Source organism: Mucilaginibacter rubeus, assembly GCF_014643835.1.
GTDB classification, from domain to species: domain Bacteria; phylum Bacteroidota; class Bacteroidia; order Sphingobacteriales; family Sphingobacteriaceae; genus Mucilaginibacter; species Mucilaginibacter rubeus.
On record NZ_BMKD01000003.1, the window covers coordinates 708,023 to 728,485 of the forward strand.

At 42.9% G+C, this 20,463-nt stretch carries 17 protein-coding genes; 12 read left to right on the forward strand and 5 right to left on the reverse strand.

The genetic code is table 11. The features are described 5' to 3' along the window. Positions 1-125: 125 nt before the first annotated feature. Both IEX80_RS13280 and IEX80_RS13285 read left to right on the forward strand, forming a co-directional pair. A complete protein-coding gene (locus IEX80_RS13280) occupies positions 126-1,016 on the forward strand; it encodes a hypothetical protein (protein ID WP_176623497.1) in 891 nt (296 codons plus the stop codon). 95 nt (positions 1,017-1,111) lie between these two features. Continuing rightward, a complete protein-coding gene (locus tag IEX80_RS13285) occupies positions 1,112-1,768 on the forward strand; it encodes an XAC2610-related protein (RefSeq protein WP_188833157.1) in 657 nt (218 codons plus the stop codon). A gap of 1 nt (position 1,769) precedes the next feature. Here IEX80_RS13285 and IEX80_RS13290 read toward each other — a convergent pair whose 3' ends face one another. After that, positions 1,770-2,348 carry a Crp/Fnr family transcriptional regulator gene (locus IEX80_RS13290; protein ID WP_176623501.1) on the reverse strand — a complete coding sequence of 193 codons (579 nt, stop codon included), beginning with the start codon at positions 2,346-2,348 and terminating at the stop codon, positions 1,770-1,772. A gap of 131 nt (positions 2,349-2,479) precedes the next feature. On the opposite strand from IEX80_RS13290, the gene mgrA reads away from it, so the two are divergent. From mgrA to IEX80_RS13330, 8 genes are all read left to right on the forward strand, one after another. Next, positions 2,480-3,478 carry an L-glyceraldehyde 3-phosphate reductase gene (gene mgrA, locus IEX80_RS13295; protein WP_176623503.1) on the forward strand — a complete coding sequence of 333 codons (999 nt, stop codon included), beginning with the start codon at positions 2,480-2,482 and terminating at the stop codon, positions 3,476-3,478. Between the two features lie 462 nt (positions 3,479-3,940). Continuing rightward, positions 3,941-4,534 (forward strand): RNA polymerase sigma-70 factor, encoded by a 594-nt coding sequence (locus IEX80_RS13300; RefSeq protein ID WP_188833158.1) that lies wholly within the window; start codon positions 3,941-3,943, stop codon positions 4,532-4,534. A gap of 55 nt (positions 4,535-4,589) precedes the next feature. Next, the gene (locus tag IEX80_RS13305; RefSeq protein ID WP_188833159.1) at positions 4,590-5,672 is read left to right on the forward strand and encodes a FecR family protein; all 1,083 of its coding nucleotides are present in this window, start codon (positions 4,590-4,592) and stop codon (positions 5,670-5,672) included. Between the two features lie 161 nt (positions 5,673-5,833). Continuing rightward, a complete protein-coding gene (locus tag IEX80_RS13310) occupies positions 5,834-9,178 on the forward strand; it encodes a TonB-dependent receptor (protein WP_188833160.1) in 3,345 nt (1,114 codons plus the stop codon). Positions 9,179-9,208: 30 nt separating this feature from the next. Continuing rightward, a complete protein-coding gene (locus tag IEX80_RS13315; protein WP_188833161.1) occupies positions 9,209-10,765 on the forward strand; it encodes a RagB/SusD family nutrient uptake outer membrane protein in 1,557 nt (518 codons plus the stop codon). Between the two features lie 171 nt (positions 10,766-10,936). Next, positions 10,937-12,424, forward strand: a complete 1,488-nt coding sequence (locus IEX80_RS13320; RefSeq protein WP_229701622.1) for an arabinan endo-1,5-alpha-L-arabinosidase — start codon at positions 10,937-10,939, stop codon at positions 12,422-12,424. A gap of 537 nt (positions 12,425-12,961) precedes the next feature. Further along, positions 12,962-13,396, forward strand: a complete 435-nt coding sequence (locus tag IEX80_RS13325) for a CBS domain-containing protein (RefSeq protein ID WP_188833163.1) — start codon at positions 12,962-12,964, stop codon at positions 13,394-13,396. Positions 13,397-13,496: 100 nt separating this feature from the next. Further along, entirely contained in the window at positions 13,497-14,789 is a 1,293-nt protein-coding gene (locus IEX80_RS13330; RefSeq protein WP_188833164.1) for a DUF885 domain-containing protein, read from the forward strand. A 123-nt stretch (positions 14,790-14,912) separates the two neighbouring features. Here IEX80_RS13330 and IEX80_RS13335 read toward each other — a convergent pair whose 3' ends face one another. Continuing rightward, positions 14,913-15,539 carry a CatA-like O-acetyltransferase gene (locus IEX80_RS13335; RefSeq protein ID WP_090524083.1) on the reverse strand — a complete coding sequence of 209 codons (627 nt, stop codon included), beginning with the start codon at positions 15,537-15,539 and terminating at the stop codon, positions 14,913-14,915. Between the two features lie 143 nt (positions 15,540-15,682). Between IEX80_RS13335 and IEX80_RS13340 the strand changes: the two genes are divergently transcribed. Continuing rightward, entirely contained in the window at positions 15,683-16,525 is an 843-nt protein-coding gene (locus tag IEX80_RS13340) for an isocitrate lyase/PEP mutase family protein (RefSeq protein ID WP_090524085.1), read from the forward strand. Here the strand turns inward: IEX80_RS13340 and IEX80_RS13345 are convergent, their stop codons facing one another. After that, a complete protein-coding gene (locus IEX80_RS13345; RefSeq protein WP_090524087.1) occupies positions 16,526-17,008 on the reverse strand; it encodes a hypothetical protein in 483 nt (160 codons plus the stop codon). 108 nt (positions 17,009-17,116) lie between these two features. Between IEX80_RS13345 and fabF the strand changes: the two genes are divergently transcribed. Then, complete coding sequence (gene fabF / locus IEX80_RS13350; protein WP_090526151.1) at positions 17,117-18,361, forward strand: beta-ketoacyl-ACP synthase II; 1,245 nt, start codon at positions 17,117-17,119, stop codon at positions 18,359-18,361. A gap of 87 nt (positions 18,362-18,448) precedes the next feature. Here the strand turns inward: fabF and IEX80_RS13355 are convergent, their stop codons facing one another. Together IEX80_RS13355 and IEX80_RS13360 are read right to left on the reverse strand one after the other, a co-directional pair. Beyond that, on the reverse strand, positions 18,449-20,122 hold the full coding sequence (locus IEX80_RS13355; RefSeq protein WP_188833165.1) for a patatin-like phospholipase family protein: 1,674 nt from the start codon (positions 20,120-20,122) through the stop codon (positions 18,449-18,451). Between the two features lie 94 nt (positions 20,123-20,216). Next, complete coding sequence (locus tag IEX80_RS13360) at positions 20,217-20,390, reverse strand: hypothetical protein (protein ID WP_175489889.1); 174 nt, start codon at positions 20,388-20,390, stop codon at positions 20,217-20,219. Between the last annotated feature and the right edge of the window lie 73 nt (positions 20,391-20,463).

Here is a 20,463-nt window from a genome sequence, read left to right on the forward strand (position 1 = left end):
AGTGCACCCCGTTTTATCGGCCGGCCTATGCAGTAATTAGTCATGTTAACAATCAATTTTTAACCTGCCCCTGGGCGGAAGGAAAATTTATTGCCCAAATTTTAAACTTTTAAATCGACAGAAAAATGAAAACCAATTATTTAAGAAGCGCGCTGTTGTTGATTGCGGCAACGGCATTAACAACTGCAGCAAATGCACAGAAGCCGGGAAAAAAAACGGCCTTCAACGCCTATAACAATTACGATACTTTTGATGGCAAGGGGCGCGAACGCATCCAAACTAACTGGAAGGGTAAAACCTACCAAATGGAATTAGCCAATAACAAGCTGATAGCTTTGGCCGTTGACGGGGAAATCATTCCATCAACCCAATGGAACGAATATAGTACGGTTATAGCAGCTATCCGCGAGCAGATCAGGAAAGACAGGATCCAGGCAAAAAAAGATCAGGCACAAGCTAAACGGGATCAGGAGCAAGCCGGTCGTGATCAGCAGCAGGCTAAACGCGATCAGGAACAGGCAGAGCGAGATCAGCGACAAGCAAAAGTTGAACAGGAAGATGCCGCGCGCGACCAGCAACAAGCCAAACGCGACCAGGAGCAGGCATCTAAGGATCAGGTACAGGCTAAACGCGACCAGGAGCAGGCTTCCCGCGATCAGGAGCAAGCCAAACGTGATCAGGAACAGGCCAGCCGAGATCAGGTACAAGCTAAACACGACCAGGAACAGGCGCACTTAGATCAGATTCAGGCCAAAAAAGACCAGGAACGCGCCGCCGAAGATCAACGACTGCTAAAACAGATGACAGGTGATTTGGTAGCTGATCATATTATTCCCAATGAGGAAGCTTTGCATGAGCTTTCATTTAACGGCGAAGAACTAATCGTTAACGGAGTGAAGCAACCTGAGAGCGTATTTAAGAAATACAGTGCAAAATATCCGCGCTTTGCCCAAGGCAATACCAGTTATGAAAATGGCAAACGGCAGTTTAACGGCTTGCATATTCATAGGGATTAAAATAGCAGTTTATATTTTAGTAATTTGGAAAAAGGGTAGATCGTTCATAGTGATTTACCCTTTTCTTTTAAATTAGATGCATATAATACATTTGAATGAAAGCCTTTCTTATTGTACTTGTTTTACTTATTGGAACCAATTGTTTATTTGCCCAGGAGGATACTTATCAAACTGTAACGGCGCGGGTTGACGATGTACTTTATAAGGCTAATTATAAAAGTAGTGACCGATCGATATCAATACTAAAACCCAATGGGAAAACGATGCTGCATTTGAATTCGGGCGATTGTTATGAGGAAGGTTTTTCTTCATTTAAGTTTGTTGATTTTAATGGAGACGGTTATAAAGACTTGTTTATTGAACACATGTCAAATGTGGCAGGGCGTTGCGATCTTCTACTTTATGATAAACTGAAGAAGAAGTTTGTTTTAATTAAAGACTTTCCCGATTATCCCGTACCAGAAAGGTTGAAGAATACCAACCTGTATTATTCCTATCACCGGAGCGGATGTGCTGATTCAAACTGGGATAGCGATCTATTTAAGATTATAAATAATAAAATTATCAAAATAGGCAATATATCAGGGTTGGATTGTGGTGATAAAGAAATTGGAGTGTTTATTACCAAAGTGCGGGGAGCAAAAGAGCAACTAATCAAAAAATACCCGATCAGCGAAATTGGAAAATATAAGAACTATAAATGGGGATTTATTGAGCAATATTGGAAACGCAATTACAGGAAGTTTATATAATCTATTTTTTCAAACTCCTCGCCCTCAGTTTGCTCAAAAACTCGGGCGAGATCCCCAAATACGAGGCTATATAATGTTGTGGCACCCTTTGCGGAATGCCAGGGTAGCGATTAATAAACTCCAGGTATTTTTCCATAGCGGTAGTGGAGATGGTTTTAAACAATCGCTTTTGAACCACGGTAAGGTGCCTTTGCAGCATGAGCCTGAACATGCGCTCCAGTTTAGGCACCTCGGTAAGCAGGCGTTCTTTTGAGTCGCGGGTGAGGATGAGCAGCTCACAATCTTCCAGGGTTTCAATGTACATAGTACAGGGGCTTTGATCCTGGAAACTGGCCAGGTCGCTTACCCACCAGTCTTCAACGGCAAATTGCAGGGTCACTTCTGCGCCGTTCTCGTCAATGATGTATTCGCGGATGCAGCCTTTGTTTATGTAGGCTTCAAAATCACAGATGTCGCCGGCAGTAAGTAGGCGGGTTTTTTTAGGGATCTTCCGATATTCCAATATCTCATTAAAAAGGGCTGTTTCCTCTGCAGTTAAACTAACTGACCGTGCCGCGTAATCATTGATGTTTTGAAACATGGCTCAAATATAAGCGCGGAGCGGGGGATACCCACAAATATGCGCCTGTAAATATTTTTATTTCTTGTCCCAGTTCAATGGATTTTTTGTGGCAGATAAGCCAACTTTGGACTTTACTAATTATTTAAGATATGACTTATCTACCTGATGTAAACCGTTACCAAAGCATGGAATATCGCCGTTGTGGTAACAGCGGTTTAAAGCTGCCGGCGGTATCGCTTGGCTTGTGGCATAACTTCGGCGGTATCGATAGCCTGGAAAATGCCCGTAACATTTTACGTTTAGCCTTTGATAAAGGCATCACCCATTTTGACCTGGCCAACAACTACGGCCCGCCGCCGGGCTCGGCCGAGGAAAGTTTTGGCCGTATTTTTAAAGATGATTTTAAAAACTACCGCGACGAGCTTATCATTTCAAGCAAAGCCGGATGGGGTATGTGGGAAGGCCCGTATGGCGACTGGGGCTCAAAAAAATATTTGGTAGCCAGTTTAGATCAAAGCCTTAAACGTATGGGGCTTGATTATGTAGATATTTTCTATCATCACCGTCCTGACCCTGAAACTCCCATCGAAGAAACTATGGGCGCGTTGGATCTGATAGTACGCCAGGGCAAAGCTTTATATGTTGGGATCTCAAGCTATAGCGCTTCTGAAACAGAAAAAGCCATCGCGGTGTTGAAAGAACTTGGTACACCTTGCCTCATCCATCAGCCTAAATATTCCATGTTCGACAGGTGGGTTGAAGGTGGTTTGCTTGATGTGCTGGAAGATAAAGGTGTTGGCTGTATTCCATTTTCGCCACTGGCCCAGGGTTTATTAACCAATAAATACCTGAAAGGTATCCCCGAAGGCTCGCGGGCTGCAGCTCATCGTGGTAATGGTGCTATTGATGAAGATGCTATAACCGAACAAAATATAGCCAAAGCAGCAAAGCTGAATGAAATTGCATTGCAGCGTGGTCAAAACCTGGCGCAAATGGCATTATCATGGATTTTGAAAGATAAACGCATTACCTCGGTATTGATTGGTGCAAGCAAGCCCGAACAGGTAACTGATTCTATCGGTTGTTTAGCCAATATTTCATTTAGCGATGAGGAGTTGAAGTTGATCAATAATATATTGGCGTATTAGTGTCAAGTTCTGAGCCTTAAGTCTTCAGTTAAAAGTACAGAAAAGAAAAGCCTGACTAAAGACTTATAGCTAAAAAACGCAGGCCCCGCCGAAAGCCGGGGCTTTTTTGTTGTAAGTTTTTGCAAAATCTATTCCGGCTTTATATTAATTATTGTTTAAATGACACTTTATTTATAGGTTAATATGCCTTGAAAGAGCGAGAAGATTAACTAATTTTAAAGTTGAATTCTTAACAGATGCTTCCGTTAGTTATCTTTTGTAGAATAATTTAGGAGGGTGTTTTTTGGGTATTTGATTTTTTACTAAAAATATTTTAATTGTTTTTTGAACAATTAAAATAAATATTATACCTTAGATTTTCATTAGCGTGATAACCTCGCTTTAATGAAGCCAATTATATTAATTTAAACCATACTTAACCCGTACCGGGTTTTGATATAAGTAATTACAACCGATAAGGAGATGCTGGACACCGAGATTAGGTACTTGCTTAATGACATTGCTTTAAACAGCAGCAGGGCTTCCTTTAAAAGGCTGTACTTATTTTACTATGGTAAATTGTTTAGCCTCGCAAAATCGCTGGTTAAACAGGATGAACTGGCTGAAGAGATCACCAACGACGTTTTTATGAATCTGTGGACACGCCGCGCCTCACTGCCTGAAATCAATAACTTTACTTATTACTGCTACACATCGGTTAAAAACAAATCGCTTACCTGTCTTGCCAAAAATCAGCTTAAAAGTGTGAATATTGATGATGTGCATGCAGATGTTGCCGATTCAAGCGCAACAGGGGAGGACAAACTGGTTTGCGAGGACCTTACCAAACTGATCAATACTACATTGAGCAAACTATCCGATCAATGCCGCCTTGTTTTTAAGTTGATAAAGGAAGACGGCCTGAAATATCGTGAAGTAGCCGATTTACTCGATATCTCCAGTAAAACTGTTGAATACCACATGGGCAACGCCCTGAAAACGCTTGTGCTGGGGCTAAAGGATGCCCAAAAATTGCCCGCTACAGTTAGCCCAGAAAAAATTTCAAAAAATATTTAATTCTCCACTGGGGTATCCCGATTATTTACAGTCTTTATATATAGAGCCGTAAATAATGATTAATAACATCTGGATACTTATTGGTAAAAAGTTAAATGGTGAAGCTTCGCCCGAAGAGTTACTTGAACTTGAGCAACTGTTACAGCAACAGGGGGATATCATTACGTACCCGATGGATGAGCTGGAGGAAATCTGGAAAAATGATCAGCAAACTACTGAGGATGAACAACTGCTGAGCAAATGGCAAGCTTTTGAAGCTGAACTTGATGTTGTTGCAGAAAAGGAAGCTGAAGAAGCTGCTCAAGTCATCGCTATCCAAACCAAAAGGAAAAGAGCCAGGATCATTAAACTGGGATCGTTATTAGCTGCCGCCTGTTTAATGTTGGGCGTTTTTTGGTTTACCCGTAAAGAAACCATCGTGCCGGGAAAGTCCAATGAAATAACTGCCCCTAAAAACGGGATCAGTAAAATTCAATTGCCCGATGGTAGCCGCGTTTGGCTCAATATGGGCAGCAAGCTTACCTATAATAATGATTTTGGTACCGAGGAAAGAAAAGTATCCCTGGCGGGTGAGGCTTTTTTTGATGTAGTTAAAGATCCGCAGCACCCTTTTGTAGTTACTACCACAACCATCAGCATTAGGGTGTTAGGTACTAAATTCAATGTGCGTTCATATAATAATGATAAAACATCCGAAGCCGCACTCATTCGCGGTAAAATTGAACTTACCGTTTTAAAAAATCCCGAAAAAAAGATCATCCTTAACCCGTCAGAAAAAATTACGGTAATCAACAACCAGGAACTGCAACTTAAAAGTAATACCCCAGCGTATAAGATAGCTGAAGAAACTCCGCTTATAGCACTGAGCCGTATCCACCAAGCCAAAAAGGACACTTTGCCATCAGAAGCCTTATGGCTTGAAAATAAACTGGCCTTTGACGCTGAAGACTTTGAAAATATCGCCCAAAAAATGGAGCGCAGATATAATGTGAACATCGTTTTTGAAAATGAGGATATAAAAAAGCTGCGCTTTACCGGTAAGTTTGAAAAAGAATCGATTAATAAGGCTTTATTGAGCCTGCAGAAAACGGCGGCGTTTCGTTATAAAATTGACACTAACCAAATTGTAATTTATTAATTAATAAACCTTTATGAAAGAGCCTATGCGTAAATAAGTATCAAATCTTAAACCATAAAAAATGGGAAGATGTTCCCGCATCCCCCCATTATAATGTGGTACAAAGTTAACTACCAGTCCTTCTATAAACCAAATAGTTAAAATAACCTTAATGCTAAATTATGAAAAAAAATGCACACCGCATTAACCCATTGCGGCTGAACCAATTTTTGAAAGTACTTCTTATGTTTAAATTTATCTGTATCCTGGTGCTCGTCTCCTCATTGCAGGCGTTTTCAAAGGGATATGGTCAGACCAAGATCAACGTAAATTTCCAGAATGTGTCGCTGAAGAAGGCACTTAAGGAGATCGAAAAGAAGTCTGACTATCGCTTTTTGTATAACGACGATATGTTGTTGAAAAACGATATGCCCGCCAGTTTAAATACAAAAGATGCATCGCTTGAAGAGGTGATGAAAATTGTACTTAGCAATACCAACCTGAGTTATACACTGGGTGATAATAACCTGGTTATCCTTACCGAAAAGGGAAAGGCAATGGCCCCGGGCACTGTGAGCGGTAAGGTAACCGATGATGAAGGCCTGCCTTTGCCTGGCGTTACTGTAAAAGTAAAAGGGACGAACGTAAGTGCACAAACCGACGTGCAGGGCCGTTATAATATAAAAATACCCGATGTTAACACGGAAGGTGTGGTGCTTGTGTTTTCATTTGTTGGCTACACTTCACAAGAGGTGACAATAAGTGGCAATTCGCTCATCAATATACAGTTGAAAGCAGCATCCAATTCTTTAAACGAGGTAATTGTGGTTGGATACGGCACACAGAAAAAGGAAAATCTTACAGGTTCGGTTGCTGTGGTAAACGTAAAGGACGCCAATAAACGTGTAACACCCGATGTTGCGAGAGCGTTACAGGGGCAGGTTGCCGGCGTACAGGTAAATGGTTCGGGTGTACCGGGCGAAGGCGTTTCTATCCGCATTCGTGGTGTGAGCTCGCTGATCAACAACAATCCGCTATATATCATTGATGGTGTACCAACTATGGAACCTTTCGATTTCCCTACAACTGATATCGAAAGCATGCAGGTAATTAAAGATGCATCGGCAGGTGCCATTTATGGTTTCCGTGGTGCCAATGGTGTGGTTATCATCACTACAAAAAAAGGCCGCAACGGCGCCATGAAGATCAACTACAATGGTTATGCAGGCTTCCAGAAAAATCCTAAAACGCTGTCGGTTACCGATAGGGTAGGCTATCAGAAAATTGCCAACGCTGCCGAAACTAATGCAGGTTTATCGCTGGCTCCGGGCAATGATCCGTCATCAAGCAAATTTATCAGCAACGTAAATACCGACTGGCAAAAATCGGGCTTCAGAACCGGCTATACCCAAAGCCATGACCTTGGCTTATCTGGCGGTAACGAAAACATGAGCTATAACGTTGCTTTCGATTATTTTAACCAAACCGGCACAACGGTGTCCGGCCCTTCATATACGCGCTATAACCTGAGTGGTAATATTCAGGGTAAAAAGGGCATTGTATCTTTCGGCAGTAAGTTTGCTTATACCGAGGGCGACTACAATAACCTCGCATATCCTCACCTTCATGGTACAGGCAACCAAATAGTTGACCTGGTTACAGCTATCCCCACTATGCCTATTTACGATCCTAACCGTGTTGGCGGTTATGGTGGTGTTGATCAAAACACCCAAAGGGCTATCTCTTTGAATATTATTGGTGTAAATAATTTGTTAAACAGCACGGGGCAACGCAATCGTATGCTGGCTTCGGCATGGATGGAAATTGAGTTTATCAAAAACCTGAAATATCGTCTTAACGCAAGCTATGACCGTAACGATTTCAAGAACACTTATTTCGATCCTATTTATGACCTGGGCTGGTTTTATCCCAATACAACGGCTTACTACAGCGATGCCCGCGGTAATTACTATACCGCACTTGTTGAAAATACGCTGAGCTACAAATTCAATATCAAAAAGCATAATGTCGAGTTACTGGCAGGTACGGCTTATCAAAAAGATAAAAATGATAACCTTACCGGTATAGCCTATAATTTGCCGCAGCCATACCTCTTTGCATTTGATAATGTGAGCAATACTACCGATAAAACAGTATTTGGCAACAGCAACGAGCGCAAATTTTATTCGCCAATATTTGGCCGCGTAAACTACAACTATGATGACCGTTACCTGCTAACCGCCAATTACAGGCGTGATGGTACATCGCAGTTGCCGGAGTATAACCGCTTTGGTAATTTTGCCGGTGTATCTGTTGGCTGGAATATCAATAAAGAAAAATTCCTGCACCTGCCCGAAGCTATTACCCAATTAAAATTAAAAGCGGGATACGGTACATTGGGTAACGTAAACGCGCTTGCATTTTACCCGTACCAGGCCGTTGTAAATGCCAATGCCAGTTATGTATTTGGTAATACATTGGCGCCTGGCGCAACCCAAACGCAGGTATTTGACCAAACTAACAAATGGGAGCAAAAACGCACCACCAATGTTGGTTTGGATTTGAGCCTGTTTCAGGATCGGTTAAGCTTTTCGTCGGAGTATTATGTTAACAAAATTATAGGCATTCTTTTACCTGTGCCAATCCCGGTTTCGGTAGGTGCCATTAACACCCCACTGGTTAATGCTGCTTCTTTTACCAATAAAGGTATTGAGTTTACGGTGACTTATCGCAGCAGGGACAACGGTCCGTTCAATTATACCATCAGCGCAAACGCTTCAACGGTTAAAAATAAAGTATTATCCTTAGGCAATGGCGGTAACCCAATTTACGGTGCATACAGTAAAACAGCTGTTGGCGGTGAGGTAGGCGAGCTATATGCATTTAAAACCGAAGGCATTTTCAAAGATGCAGCAGATATAGCGGCTCATGCTACTCAAACAGGTGCAGCCCCTGGCGATATTAAATTTGTTGATACTGATCATAACGGCATCATCAATGATAACGACCGTGTTTACTTAGGCTCCGCTATACCAAAACTTTACTATGGCTTTAACTTCAGCGCTAATTATAAAAGCTTTGATGCATCAGTATTTATACAAGGTAACTATGGCAGTAAAATAGCCAATGGGGTGTACCAGTCTTTAATGACAGGCCAATATACCAACGCGAGCACTGATGAATTAAATTACTGGACACCAACTAATACCAACACTAACGTACCCCGCCCTATCATAGGTGATCCTAACGCCAATAACCGCAATTCGGACAGGTTTATTCAGAGCGGCTCGTATGCCCGCCTGCAAACCGCGCAATTGGGTTATACGCTCCCAACAAGTTTGCTGAACCGTACACATGTGATCAGGAGCTTGCGGGTTTACCTGTCTGGACAAAATCTGTACACCATCACCAAATACAAGGGCTTCGACCCTGATTTTATTAACGATGGTACCATAAACCGCGGTTTTGATTATGGTTCGTTCCCTAACCCGCGCACTTTACTGGTAGGCTTACAATTAGGATTATAAAAACTGATTTACGATTTAACATTATTTATAATGAAAACGATATATACAAAGGCGGTATTTACAATATTGTTGATAGCCGTATTTACTATGGGGTGTAAAAAAGGCGATTTAACCACAGTGAACCCTAACGCGCAAACCACCCAAACGTTTTGGCAAAATGCCAGTGATGCCGTAAAGGGAATTAACGCGGTATACGGCAGTTTAATTATTGATGGTTCATACATGCGTTTTTCGCCGATAGTGGAAAACACAAGGGGCGATGATGCTACAAGCTACAGTCCCTGGGACCAGATCTATAACATGGGCAAATTCAACATGCAAAGCACCGGTGCCGGTGTGCTGTTTTCATGGACGGCCTATTACCAGGGTATTTTACGTGCAAACGAAGTACTGAAGTATGTGCCCGCCATTAATATGGATGCCGAACTGAAGAAACGTGTATTGGGTCAGGCCTATTTTCTGCGTGGCCTGTATTATTTCCACCTGGCCGATTTTTATAAAAACGTACCTATGCCGTTGGTTCCCGCCGGCTCAAGTGCCGATTATTTCCAAAAACAACAACCTCAGGATGTAGTTTGGGCGCAGGTGATCAGCGATTTTAAAGCTGCCGAAGGCATGCTGCCAACAACTTACAGCGGCTTATCGCCCGATGGACAGATAGGTCGCGCTACCAGGGGAGCGGCAGCAGCGTTTCTGGGGAAAACCTACCTGTTTACAAAGAAATATGCCGAGGCGGCTGCCGAGTTCAAATCAGTTATTGACATGGGTACTTATAGCCTTGTGCCTAATTACTACGATAACTTTTTTGCCAATAATGAAAACAACTCCGAATCGATTTTTGAGGTTCAGTTTTCAAGGGATGCCGGAGGTACTGATCTGGGCTGGGGAGGCGATCCGTCATCAGGATGGGGCCGTACATCTGCCCGTGCCATCACCTTTGGCGCAGCGAGTTTTGGTTTTACAGATGTGCAGCCAACGCCTGCATTATACAATGAATATCTGCAGGAAAAAACAACCAGTGGCGGTGTCGACCCACGTTTGGATGTAACTATGTATTACAACAAACCCGGCGAAAAATTATATAACCAGGATTTTGCCGCCCGCTACGCCGGCAGCTCCTCATTAAACGCCCTGTTTTGCCATAAATATGAAAACGGCGACAGCGGACAGGCCGACGAGTATGACTGGAGATCGGGTATCAACGAAAGGTTGATGCGTTATGCTGATGTACTGCTGATGTACGCTGAATGTTTGAACGAATTGGGCCAAACAAACGATGCTTATCAATATATCCAGAAGGTACGCAGCCGTGTTGGTTTGCCAAACTTAGCTACGGTAAAACCGGGCATGAGCCAGGCTGAGATGCGCGATCAGATAGGTCACGAACGTTTCCTTGAATTTTCGTTGGAGGGTCACCGTTTTGATGATATCCGTCGCTGGGGCTGGTTACAGGATGCAGCTAAACTGGCCTGGCTAAAGTCCCGCGACCCGGAATTTAATACCTATACCGCAGGTAAAGAGTATTTGCCGATACCGCTGAGCGAAGTGCAAACCAATGTTGGTTTGGTACAAAATACGGGGTATTAGAAAAAAAGGGCGGGGGTAGGTGTGATTCCTTCCCTGGGGAAGCAGGAGGAAGGGGTTTATGAATCATGGCAAATATACTGCTTGTATAAACCCCTCCCTGCCACTTCACAGTCCACCACACCCCTCCCGCGGGAGGGAATAAAAAATTAAGTGAAAGAGATGACTAAGACGATGAATACAGCGAAAAATCTATATTTAATAACCGCATTGACAACAGTGCTGTTTTCCTGCTCAAAAAAGGAAACACCTGCGCCAACTAAAACGGATACTACCACAACTCCACCGGTAACAACGGCGTTTGATATCAACAGTATCAGTGATACTTATGCGGATATTGCGGCATTTACCTATTATCCTAAGTGGACAGTGTATAACGTGCATGACCCATCCATTAAAAAGTTTGGTGATTATTATTATTGCTATAGTACCGATGTGGCTTTTGGTACTGATGTAAGACCGGGCTTGCAAATCCGCAGGTCGAAGGATTTGGTGCAGTGGGAGTATGTGGGTTGGGTATTTTCGTCATTGCCGGCGCAGGGATCTGCCTATATTACGGGTAAAGGCGGTACGCCTTACAACGCCTTATGGGCACCTTACGTAATGAAGGTGGGTTCGGAGTACAGATTGTATTATTCGCTTTCATCGTCTGTACCACGCCTGAGTGTTATCGGTATGGCGACGGCTTCATCGCCTGACGGCCCCTGGACGGAGAAAGGCCTCGTTGTAACATCAGCCAATGATGCCAGCATCCAAACCAACGCTATCGACCCAACCGTAATAACTACAACCACCGGCGAGCAATACATGTACTACGGCTCGGCCTGGGATGGGATCTATATCCTTAAACTTGATCCTTCAACCGGCCTGGCGGCCAGTTCGGGCGATAAGGGCAAGCGCATAGCTAACCGCGGTTTTACCGGCGGCAAATACAATGGTAACATTGAAGGCGCGGAAGTGATCTACAACCCCGATCTGAAAAAGTATTTCCTGTTTATCAGTTATGACTGGCTGCAAACCAAGTATAATGTTAGGGTAGGGAGGGGCGATAGCCCGACCGGTCCGTTTTATGATTATAACGGGCATGACATCAATACCAATGAAGATCATGGCCCCATGATCCTTGCGCCATACCAGTTCAGCAACCAAAGCGGCTGGCAGGGCACAGGGCATTGTGCAGTGTTTGACAACGGTAGCGGGCAATATTACATGGCGCACCAGGGCAGGCCGGGTATTAACTCCTACTTTATGGACCTGCACGTTCGTAAAATATCATGGACAACCGACGGCTGGCCAATAGTATCGCCTGAGCGATATGCCAATGTTGCTCAAACAACTATAGCTGCAACCGATGTGGCAGGGACCTATGAAAAAATTACGCTGAATTATCATGTTGTACCGGGTTATGGTACCGAGCAAACCAATCCGGATTTCCAGGTTTCAACAACCTTTAAACTGGATGCTGCCGGTACTATTGATGGTAACGCTGCTGATAAATGGACATTTACCGCTCCATGGCTTGAGCTTAAATACAGCAACGGCGATACTTACAAACTAAAAGTTGAACGTGAGCGCGACTGGGAAAATAAAATAACATCAACCCTGATATTTACCGGGTTAGATAACCATGGCACTGCCATTTGGGGAAAGAGAAAACAATAGGTTTGTTTTTATATAGGTTGGTAGCCCTTCGGTTTAATTATCGGGGGGCTTTTTTAATAAAATAAATTGAGATTGTTGGTGAAGCTATTTTGTCAGCGCCTTTTATTATTGGGGTAACTTATTCAAAAAATTACGATAAAAACAAAAAAACAGGTTGAATAAACATGGCGTCAAATCTTCTGTAAAATACGTATTGTTTTATTCTTATTAGTTTTATTTACTGACTATCAGTTAGTTGAATGTGTTTTACTGAATGGGCTAATTGATTGATTATCAATTTGTTTCATTTTTATACTGTCCTGCGTTTCAGACTCAAAAAATGGAACATTTATTTTTCTGCAAAAAAGACAGCCGGCGTTTTTTAATTTTTTTTTCGGGAATCAAAAAATTGGGACACCCGTTTAGTTACAATATAAGGATTGGTTTAACTGCATAGCCGAACGGTTTTTTTAGCCTGAATAGATTTTGTTTTCCACAATCCATTGTTTTTCTGTTACTTATTCGTATCTTGAATTTACCAAATTAACCTGAGTATTTATGAAAAGTGTAAAGCATATCCTGGCCCGTAAGGGGAACAACGTTACTGCAGTACCTGCCGATACCACCGTGTTTAACGTGTTGAAACTGATGGCCGAAAAAAACATCGGCTCGGTAGTGGTAACCGAAAATGGCAGGTATATGGGCCTGATGACAGAGAGAGATTACTCCCGTAAAATCATTTTAATGGGTAAACACTCCGACGAAACCACCGCCGGCGAGATCATAAGTACCAATTTCCCGAAGATCACCCCCGAATCATCAGTTGACGAATGCATGCTGATCATGAGCGAAAATAATATCAGGTATTTACCGGTGTTTGATGTGGCCGATCAGTTATGCGGTATTATTTCAATGAGTGATGTGGTGTACGAAACTATCCATTCACAAAGGGAAACTATCGAGCAATTGCACAGCTACATCCAGTCAACATAAGCAAAAATGCTTTTGGATTGCTGATAATGGTTAACAGGAGATTTGTTTTTGCATAAATTAATCAAAGCAAATATTTAGGTTTGTTAACCACTCCGTTGTTATGAGGCGACCTCTTGTTTTTTTGTTTTTTATTTTAACTTCTTCTTTTGCTTTTGGTCAGCAAACGTTTGATGCTTTTTGCAATGATTTTGTAGCCGGCTACACCAAATTGCATTTACCACAATTGGAGTTAAGCTACGTAAGTGGCTTAGAGCATATTGGCACCGCTGCTGATGTGCAAAAACAGTTAGCTTTTTTTGAAAAAGTTAAGACTGATTTATCAGCCTTCAAAGCAGATCAGCTCAACGAACCGGAAAAAGTAGATTATCAGCTGATCAGCTATGAAGCCGCCCTTAATTTAGAGCGGATTAAACTTGAGCAGGATTGGTTAAAGAATAAACCTGCTGTAATCCCCACAGGCGGCATTATCACTATCCCCAACGGCAAAGCCTGGTATGCCTACCTGCTTAAACGCTGGACCAGTGCCAGCGCCACTCCTGATGAGATCTACCAGTTTGGCCTTACCGAAGTGGCCCGCGTTCAAAAGCATATTGAAGCTATCCGCCTGCAAACCGGGTTAAGCCAGGACGATTTTTATAAACACATCAATGATCCTTCCTTTTTTATCAGTGACCCGAAGGCAGTACAGCAAGCCTTCGAAAATACCAAAGCGGTCATTTATGCCAACATGTCCAAACTGTTTAGCAATACCAACATAGCCCCGCTAAAAATTGTAAAAGGCGAAAGCAGGCAGCTGGCACAAACGCCCGGCTATTACGATAGTAATGCGTTTTACTATAATCTTTTTGATAAGCCATACAATAAACGGCAGGTCGACTGGCTTTTTATGCATGAGGGAGTTCCCGGTCACCATTACGAGGCGAGTACGGAGGCGCAAACCAAAACATCAGCCGTGCAGCAGCTTTTTTATTATATGGGCTTTGCTGAGGGTTGGGCAGCATATACCGAAGAGTTAGGCACACAACTTGGCGTATACCAAACGCCTTATGATGAGCTGGGCAAATGGGAGTGGGACATTGTACGGGCGGTACGTGTGCCTTTGGATGTAGCGCTTAATTATTACGGCTGGACAGATGAACATGCACTGGCATTTTGGAGAAAGAATATCCGGGGGCAGGATGATATTGCCATGCGCGAAATTGCCCGCATGCGCCGCTGGCCGGCACAGGTAGTTACCTACAAGTATGGCGCATTACAAATACTGCACTGGAAAGAGGAATTGCAGCAAAAGCAGGGTGCCCAATTTAACATCAGGGATTTTCATTCACGCGTGCTTGATCATGGCTCGCTGCCATTGTTTATGGTTAAGGAGAATGTGTTTAAAAAAAGTTAAACTTTTTATCTTGTAGATCAATAGACGGAAAGATAGCACCAGAGGTGCTAAAGGGTTGTAGAATAATTATTAAAGGGTTTTAGCGTGCCTGAGGTACGCAACTTCTGCGCGTTTTACGGCAGCCTAAAATCCTTTGTTCAGCAGCTCCTGGTAACAATCTATATACTGGCCCACGTGTATGCCATCAATCAACGCGTGATTTACATGGATGGATACCGGCATGGTGCGCTTACCATGATGTTCGGTCATTTTACCAAACGAAACCTTGGGGCAGCTGTCCATAAATGAAAACATGCGCGCATGCGACAGTGAGGTAAAATTGATCCAGGGTAGCGAAGAAAAACGGATCACATTGTTTAAAGCTTTGCGTTCAAGCAGGTTGTTACTTTGCACGCGTTCAATTTCTTTATTTGCATCGCGGGCAAAATCTTCGAACAAGGGATGAAAAGGCCATTCACCAAAGCCAAATGTGCCATTAGCCCGCGGAACGGTTGAGCTGGCATCAATCCGGTCATAAATAAAAATCTCGTCGCCCTCCATACGATATTTGAAAGGCTCAATAATTTGCGATGCCGCTAAAGACTGGTACATGGTATAAAGGAAAAATGAGATCCCGTTATCCTTCACAAACTTATAGGCCGCCGTTACATCAACGTTTACGTTTACGCCGTAATAGGGTTCCTCAAACTGTTTAAAAAAGTTGTAATGCTCTTTCCTGATCCAGTTTTCAATATCTACTTTTTGTTTCATAACTATTGCTGTTGCAATAATAGGGATATTAAGCCGGAAGTTAGAAGTCGTAAGTATTAAGTCAAAAAGCAAATTTCTGACTTAATACTCGTGACTGCAGGCTAACTTTTGCTTAATTTCGATAAACATTAATCTGCCTTCAAATGTCATCAGCAATAAACAATTCCCAATATCAAAAAGCCGAAGTTTTTAAAGCACTGCATAAGCGTGATGGTTTATTCATTATCCCCAACCCCTGGGATGCTGGTTCGGCTAAAATTTTAACCGGTTTAGGCTTTGAAGCGTTTACTACTACCAGTGCCGGGTTGGCTTATGCACTGGGCCGGCCGGATGGGCATGCTCTGATCAGTCGCGATGAAACGCTTGATAATGCAAGGGCTATCATCAGTGCAACCCATTTACCGGTAGCTGCCGATTTGGAGAATGGTTTTGGCGATACGCCGGAGATTTGTGCCGAAACTATCTTAGCCGCAGCGGGAGTGGGACTGGTTGGCGGTTCGATAGAGGATGCTACGGGAAATGATAAAGATCCCATTTACAATTTCGACCTTTCGGTTGCACGGGTAAAGGCTGCTGTTGAAGCTGCGCGAAGCCTTCATTTTCATTTTACATTGACCGCCAGGGCCGAAAATATGATCCACGGGAAAATAGACCTGCAGGACACCATAAAACGCCTTGTTGCTTATGCCGATGTAGGTGCCGATGTGCTTTTTGCGCCGGGCCTCAAAACGAGGGAACAAATAAGCGAAGTAGTAAAGGCCGTTGCGCCTAAGCCCGTGAATATTGTACTTGGCGCAGCAGGTTTTGATATTAGCTTCAATGAACTTGCCGACCTGGGTGTAAAAAGGGTAAGTCTTGGTTCGGCATTGGCAAGGGCTGCTTTGGGCGCTTTTCAGCGGGCCGCTGTTGAACTTTCACAGGGAAGTTATGGTTTTGTAAATGATGCTGTTCCTTACTCGGAATTAAATAAGATTTTTGGGAAGTGATTAAACAATTTGCTTGTCATATTTAGCTAATACCCGTTGAACGGCAGGTTGTATATGCCATAGACCGATAGGAAAAAAAATAAGACAAATTATTGCTTTAAGGGCATCGCTATTGCCAACTATTTCTCCTTCAATTACTGATTCAAGCATTTTGCCTGCAAAACCACAGGCACATATGAAACCTATAACATAAATAATTCCTCCTGTTGCAGAAAACCATATTGCTAAATTATCTCCGCCAACTTGCGCAATCCTGGAGATTATTAATGCAATTATGATCAGCAGTAAAGAGAACCGAAAATATTTTATATCAGGTTTTATTACTGGAATTAAAGAATGCATAGTAACGCCTATAGCATAAATCCAGCTAAGGCCTATTAATAAGCTCAAATACATGAGTACTGTGTAGCTATTAGGGACGAAAGCCGGTATTACAATGAGAGCGAATAATTGCCATGATTTGAGTTTTAATAAAAAACGCATTTCAGATGTTTATGCATCGAAGATATGTAAAATTACACTATTTAAATGTTGAGCAAAATACCAAGTGGTATATATTTATATCTTTGCGCCGATTTTAATAAAACCATCATGTTAAACAGAGTAGTTATAACAGGTCTGGGCGCTTTAACACCGCTTGGAAATAATGTAGAAACTTATTGGCAAAACTTAATTGCCGGTAAAAGCGGTGCTGCAACCATCACCCGTTTTGATGCATCATTATTCCGTACGCAATTTGCCTGCGAACTGAAAGATTTCAATATCAAAGATCACCTTGATAAGGCCGAATTAAAACGTACCGATACCTTTACCCAGTACGCGCTTGTTGCAGCCGATGAAGCTATCAAAGATTCGGGTTTTGATCTGAGCAAAATGGATCCCTTTGATGTTGGTATTATCTGGGGCAGCGGACAAGGCGGTATGGAAACTTTTGAGGAGCAGGTAACTGAATACGCCAAAGGTAACGGACAGCCAAGGTTTAGCCCTTTCTTTGTGCCGAAGTTTATTTCAAACATGGCTTCGGGCATGATCTCTATCCGTAACGGTTTTATGGGGATCAATTATACCACGGTTTCGGCCTGTGCTACGTCCAATACCGCTATTATGGATGCCTTTAACTACATCCGTTTAGGTAAGGCTAAAATTATTGTTACTGGCGGTTCAGAAGCGCCTATTACGCCTGCTTCCATTGGAGGTTTCAGCTCAATGAAAGCGATGTCGGGCCGCAATAACGATCCGCAGCATGCTTCACGGCCATTTGATATTGATCGTGATGGTTTTGTTATGGGTGAAGGCGCCGGTGCCTTGGTACTTGAAGACTATGATCATGCAGTTGCCCGCGGCGCACATATTTACGCAGAGGTGACCGGGGCATCTATGACTGCTGATGCATACCACATGACAGCCACTCATCCGGAAGGATTAGGTGCTGCCCGTGCCATGCAGCAGGCATTGACCGAATCGGGTTTAAGCATTGAGGATGTAGATTACCTGAATATGCACGCCACATCAACGCCGGTTGGCGACTTATCTGAAATTAACGCTTTGCTTGCTGTTACAAAAGGTAAAGAAACAAACACCATCATCGGTTCAACCAAATCAATGACTGGTCACCTGCTTGGTGCCGCCGGTGCTATTGAAGCCATAGCTGCTATAAAATCAATTGAAAATCAAATAATCCCGCCAACAATCAATACCACAACTTTAGACCCCGCTATTCCGGATAATTTGAAGTTTGTATTGAAAGATGCCATCGACCATAAAGTGAAAGTAGCCATGAGCAATACTTTTGGCTTTGGCGGGCATAACGGGATAGTTGTATTTAAAGCTATTTAAAGCTCAAATGAGAAAGCTATTGAAGACTTACGAAGTTTTTTAAACTTCGTAAGTCTGGATTTTAGTAAGTTTAATTTCATGTGCTGCTTACGGCAGTAGCTTCCAGGTTTTTAGTTCGCCTTTTATCACCACCATAATTTTATTGGTTACCATTTTATTGAGGATCACCTTAGCGCCTATCCACAACAGGCTTTTGGTAAGCCACCCTAGATCTGCTACATTGAGCATAATGGTTTGAGCCCGATTTTTTAATCCATCACTAAAACGGTCTATATCCTGTTCTTTAATAGTGGGCCAGTTGTTGCCCGAACTAAATTTAATATCCGGGAATTTGATATCTTCTTCAAATACAGGGATGATCTGGTAACTATCACTTTGGGTTGATTTAAATTTGGCTTTGTCGGCATTAGCATAGCCATCTTTAAAAATAGGGTTGGTGGTAAGTGCTTTGGCTGGTATGGTAAAGTAATCGCGCAAAAAGATCTTACAATTGTGCCGGCCTAAAAAGAAATCATGCACCCTGAATTCTTTATTTAAAAAACCGCTAAATCCGCTCAGCGCACCGCAGGCTATGGCTTGCTCGCCGGTTAGGTCTGTCGATTTGCCATCGGGCGTATCTACGCGGCGCGATGGCGTGATCAGGTACTGACCTGCGCAATCCTCGTCCATAGCGTCTTTAATATTAACAGCCTTTGAGCGCATTTGCGATAGCATAGATGACAACGTTAAACCTACTACGTTTGATATAGACCTTGACTGTGAAATTGGCGTGGGCGCCTGGGTAGGGAAAGGTTCAATCATCAGCACAGTTGAAACAAACTTGTTAAAGTTGTTGTAGTCCACATCGGGCTGACCGGTAAGATCGTCCAAAACACTTCTGACTTTATCAAAAGGTTCGTTATTGATCATGCCGCCATCAACGTTGAGAGTTTGGTATGCACCGGCATCAATAGGGGTATTAACCAGGTAATTGCTTAACCATGGGTTATTGTTAACATATTGGGCATCGCGTTTAACTATCCTTGATTGCAATCCAACCGGAAAGGCGCCGGTGGCCATTGCAGCGTCGGCGGCTATATCCGTATTAATATTATTTTTCAGGTCAAGCGGCATCCAGCCGTTATTATGCCCGGCAATGGCGTTTTCTGTAAGTTCAAAGCATGCGTAATCATTATGGATGCGCATGTTATATTTGGTACGCTTCGGCGATGACGAATTAAACGGAACATTGTAGGCGTAGCCCTGCAGGTTTGTAAGCGTGGTAAAGATCTTTAAACCGGGTTTAATATAAGCGGGCAGCGGCTGCCATTGTTTTGGATCGGCAGCAACTACGCGTTTGGCAACATCATTAATAAAATCAGAATTAAGTGCCGATATTACACCCGAGCTTTTGATGTCGCTGGTATCCAGCATTTTTGTGAACATATCAGCCTGCACAAGGTCAACCCAGGAGTGGTAGAGCTTGTTTTCGGGATGTTCGGTTAAAAGATCTCCTGATGGCTTGTCGATATGGGTTATCGGGTTGTTAAGGGAGGATGCGGCCATGATACTGGTCATACCGCCTGCCGACGCGCCGCCCATTACCGGGATCTGCACCCTGTGCGATGGGACACCGGGTTCATTGCGATGCTTTTCCCATTCTGCTAATGCCTGAAGCAGGTAATCAATAACGCCTGCTGTATAGGCTCCGGCAGATACGGCGCCGGCCATACAAAGTCCTACATAAAATACTTGCTGATCTGAAGTTTTATCTGCTGCCATGAGATAGATATTAGGTTGGGTTGTTAAATTTAAAAAAAAGGATCGTACAAAATGATACGTGAAACTACGCGAGTTGATAGCGGGTTTTACCCGATCACATGGCTTTATGGGCTTTTTGAGGTTTGGGGTGTTCCCTTGGTTTAAGTTCCCGGTCAATGATCTGCCTTTCAAAGTCTTTTTCGTCTTCACGGTTAGTTTTAACTATCCATATCATTAATGCTATTAACAGGGTTGTCACAATGGCTACTATGAAATAATTGATCTGCATGTTTATATATTTGGTTAGCTCAATTTACTCCGGCTGTATTAACTGGCGATTAAATTTGAGTGTGAAATAAAAT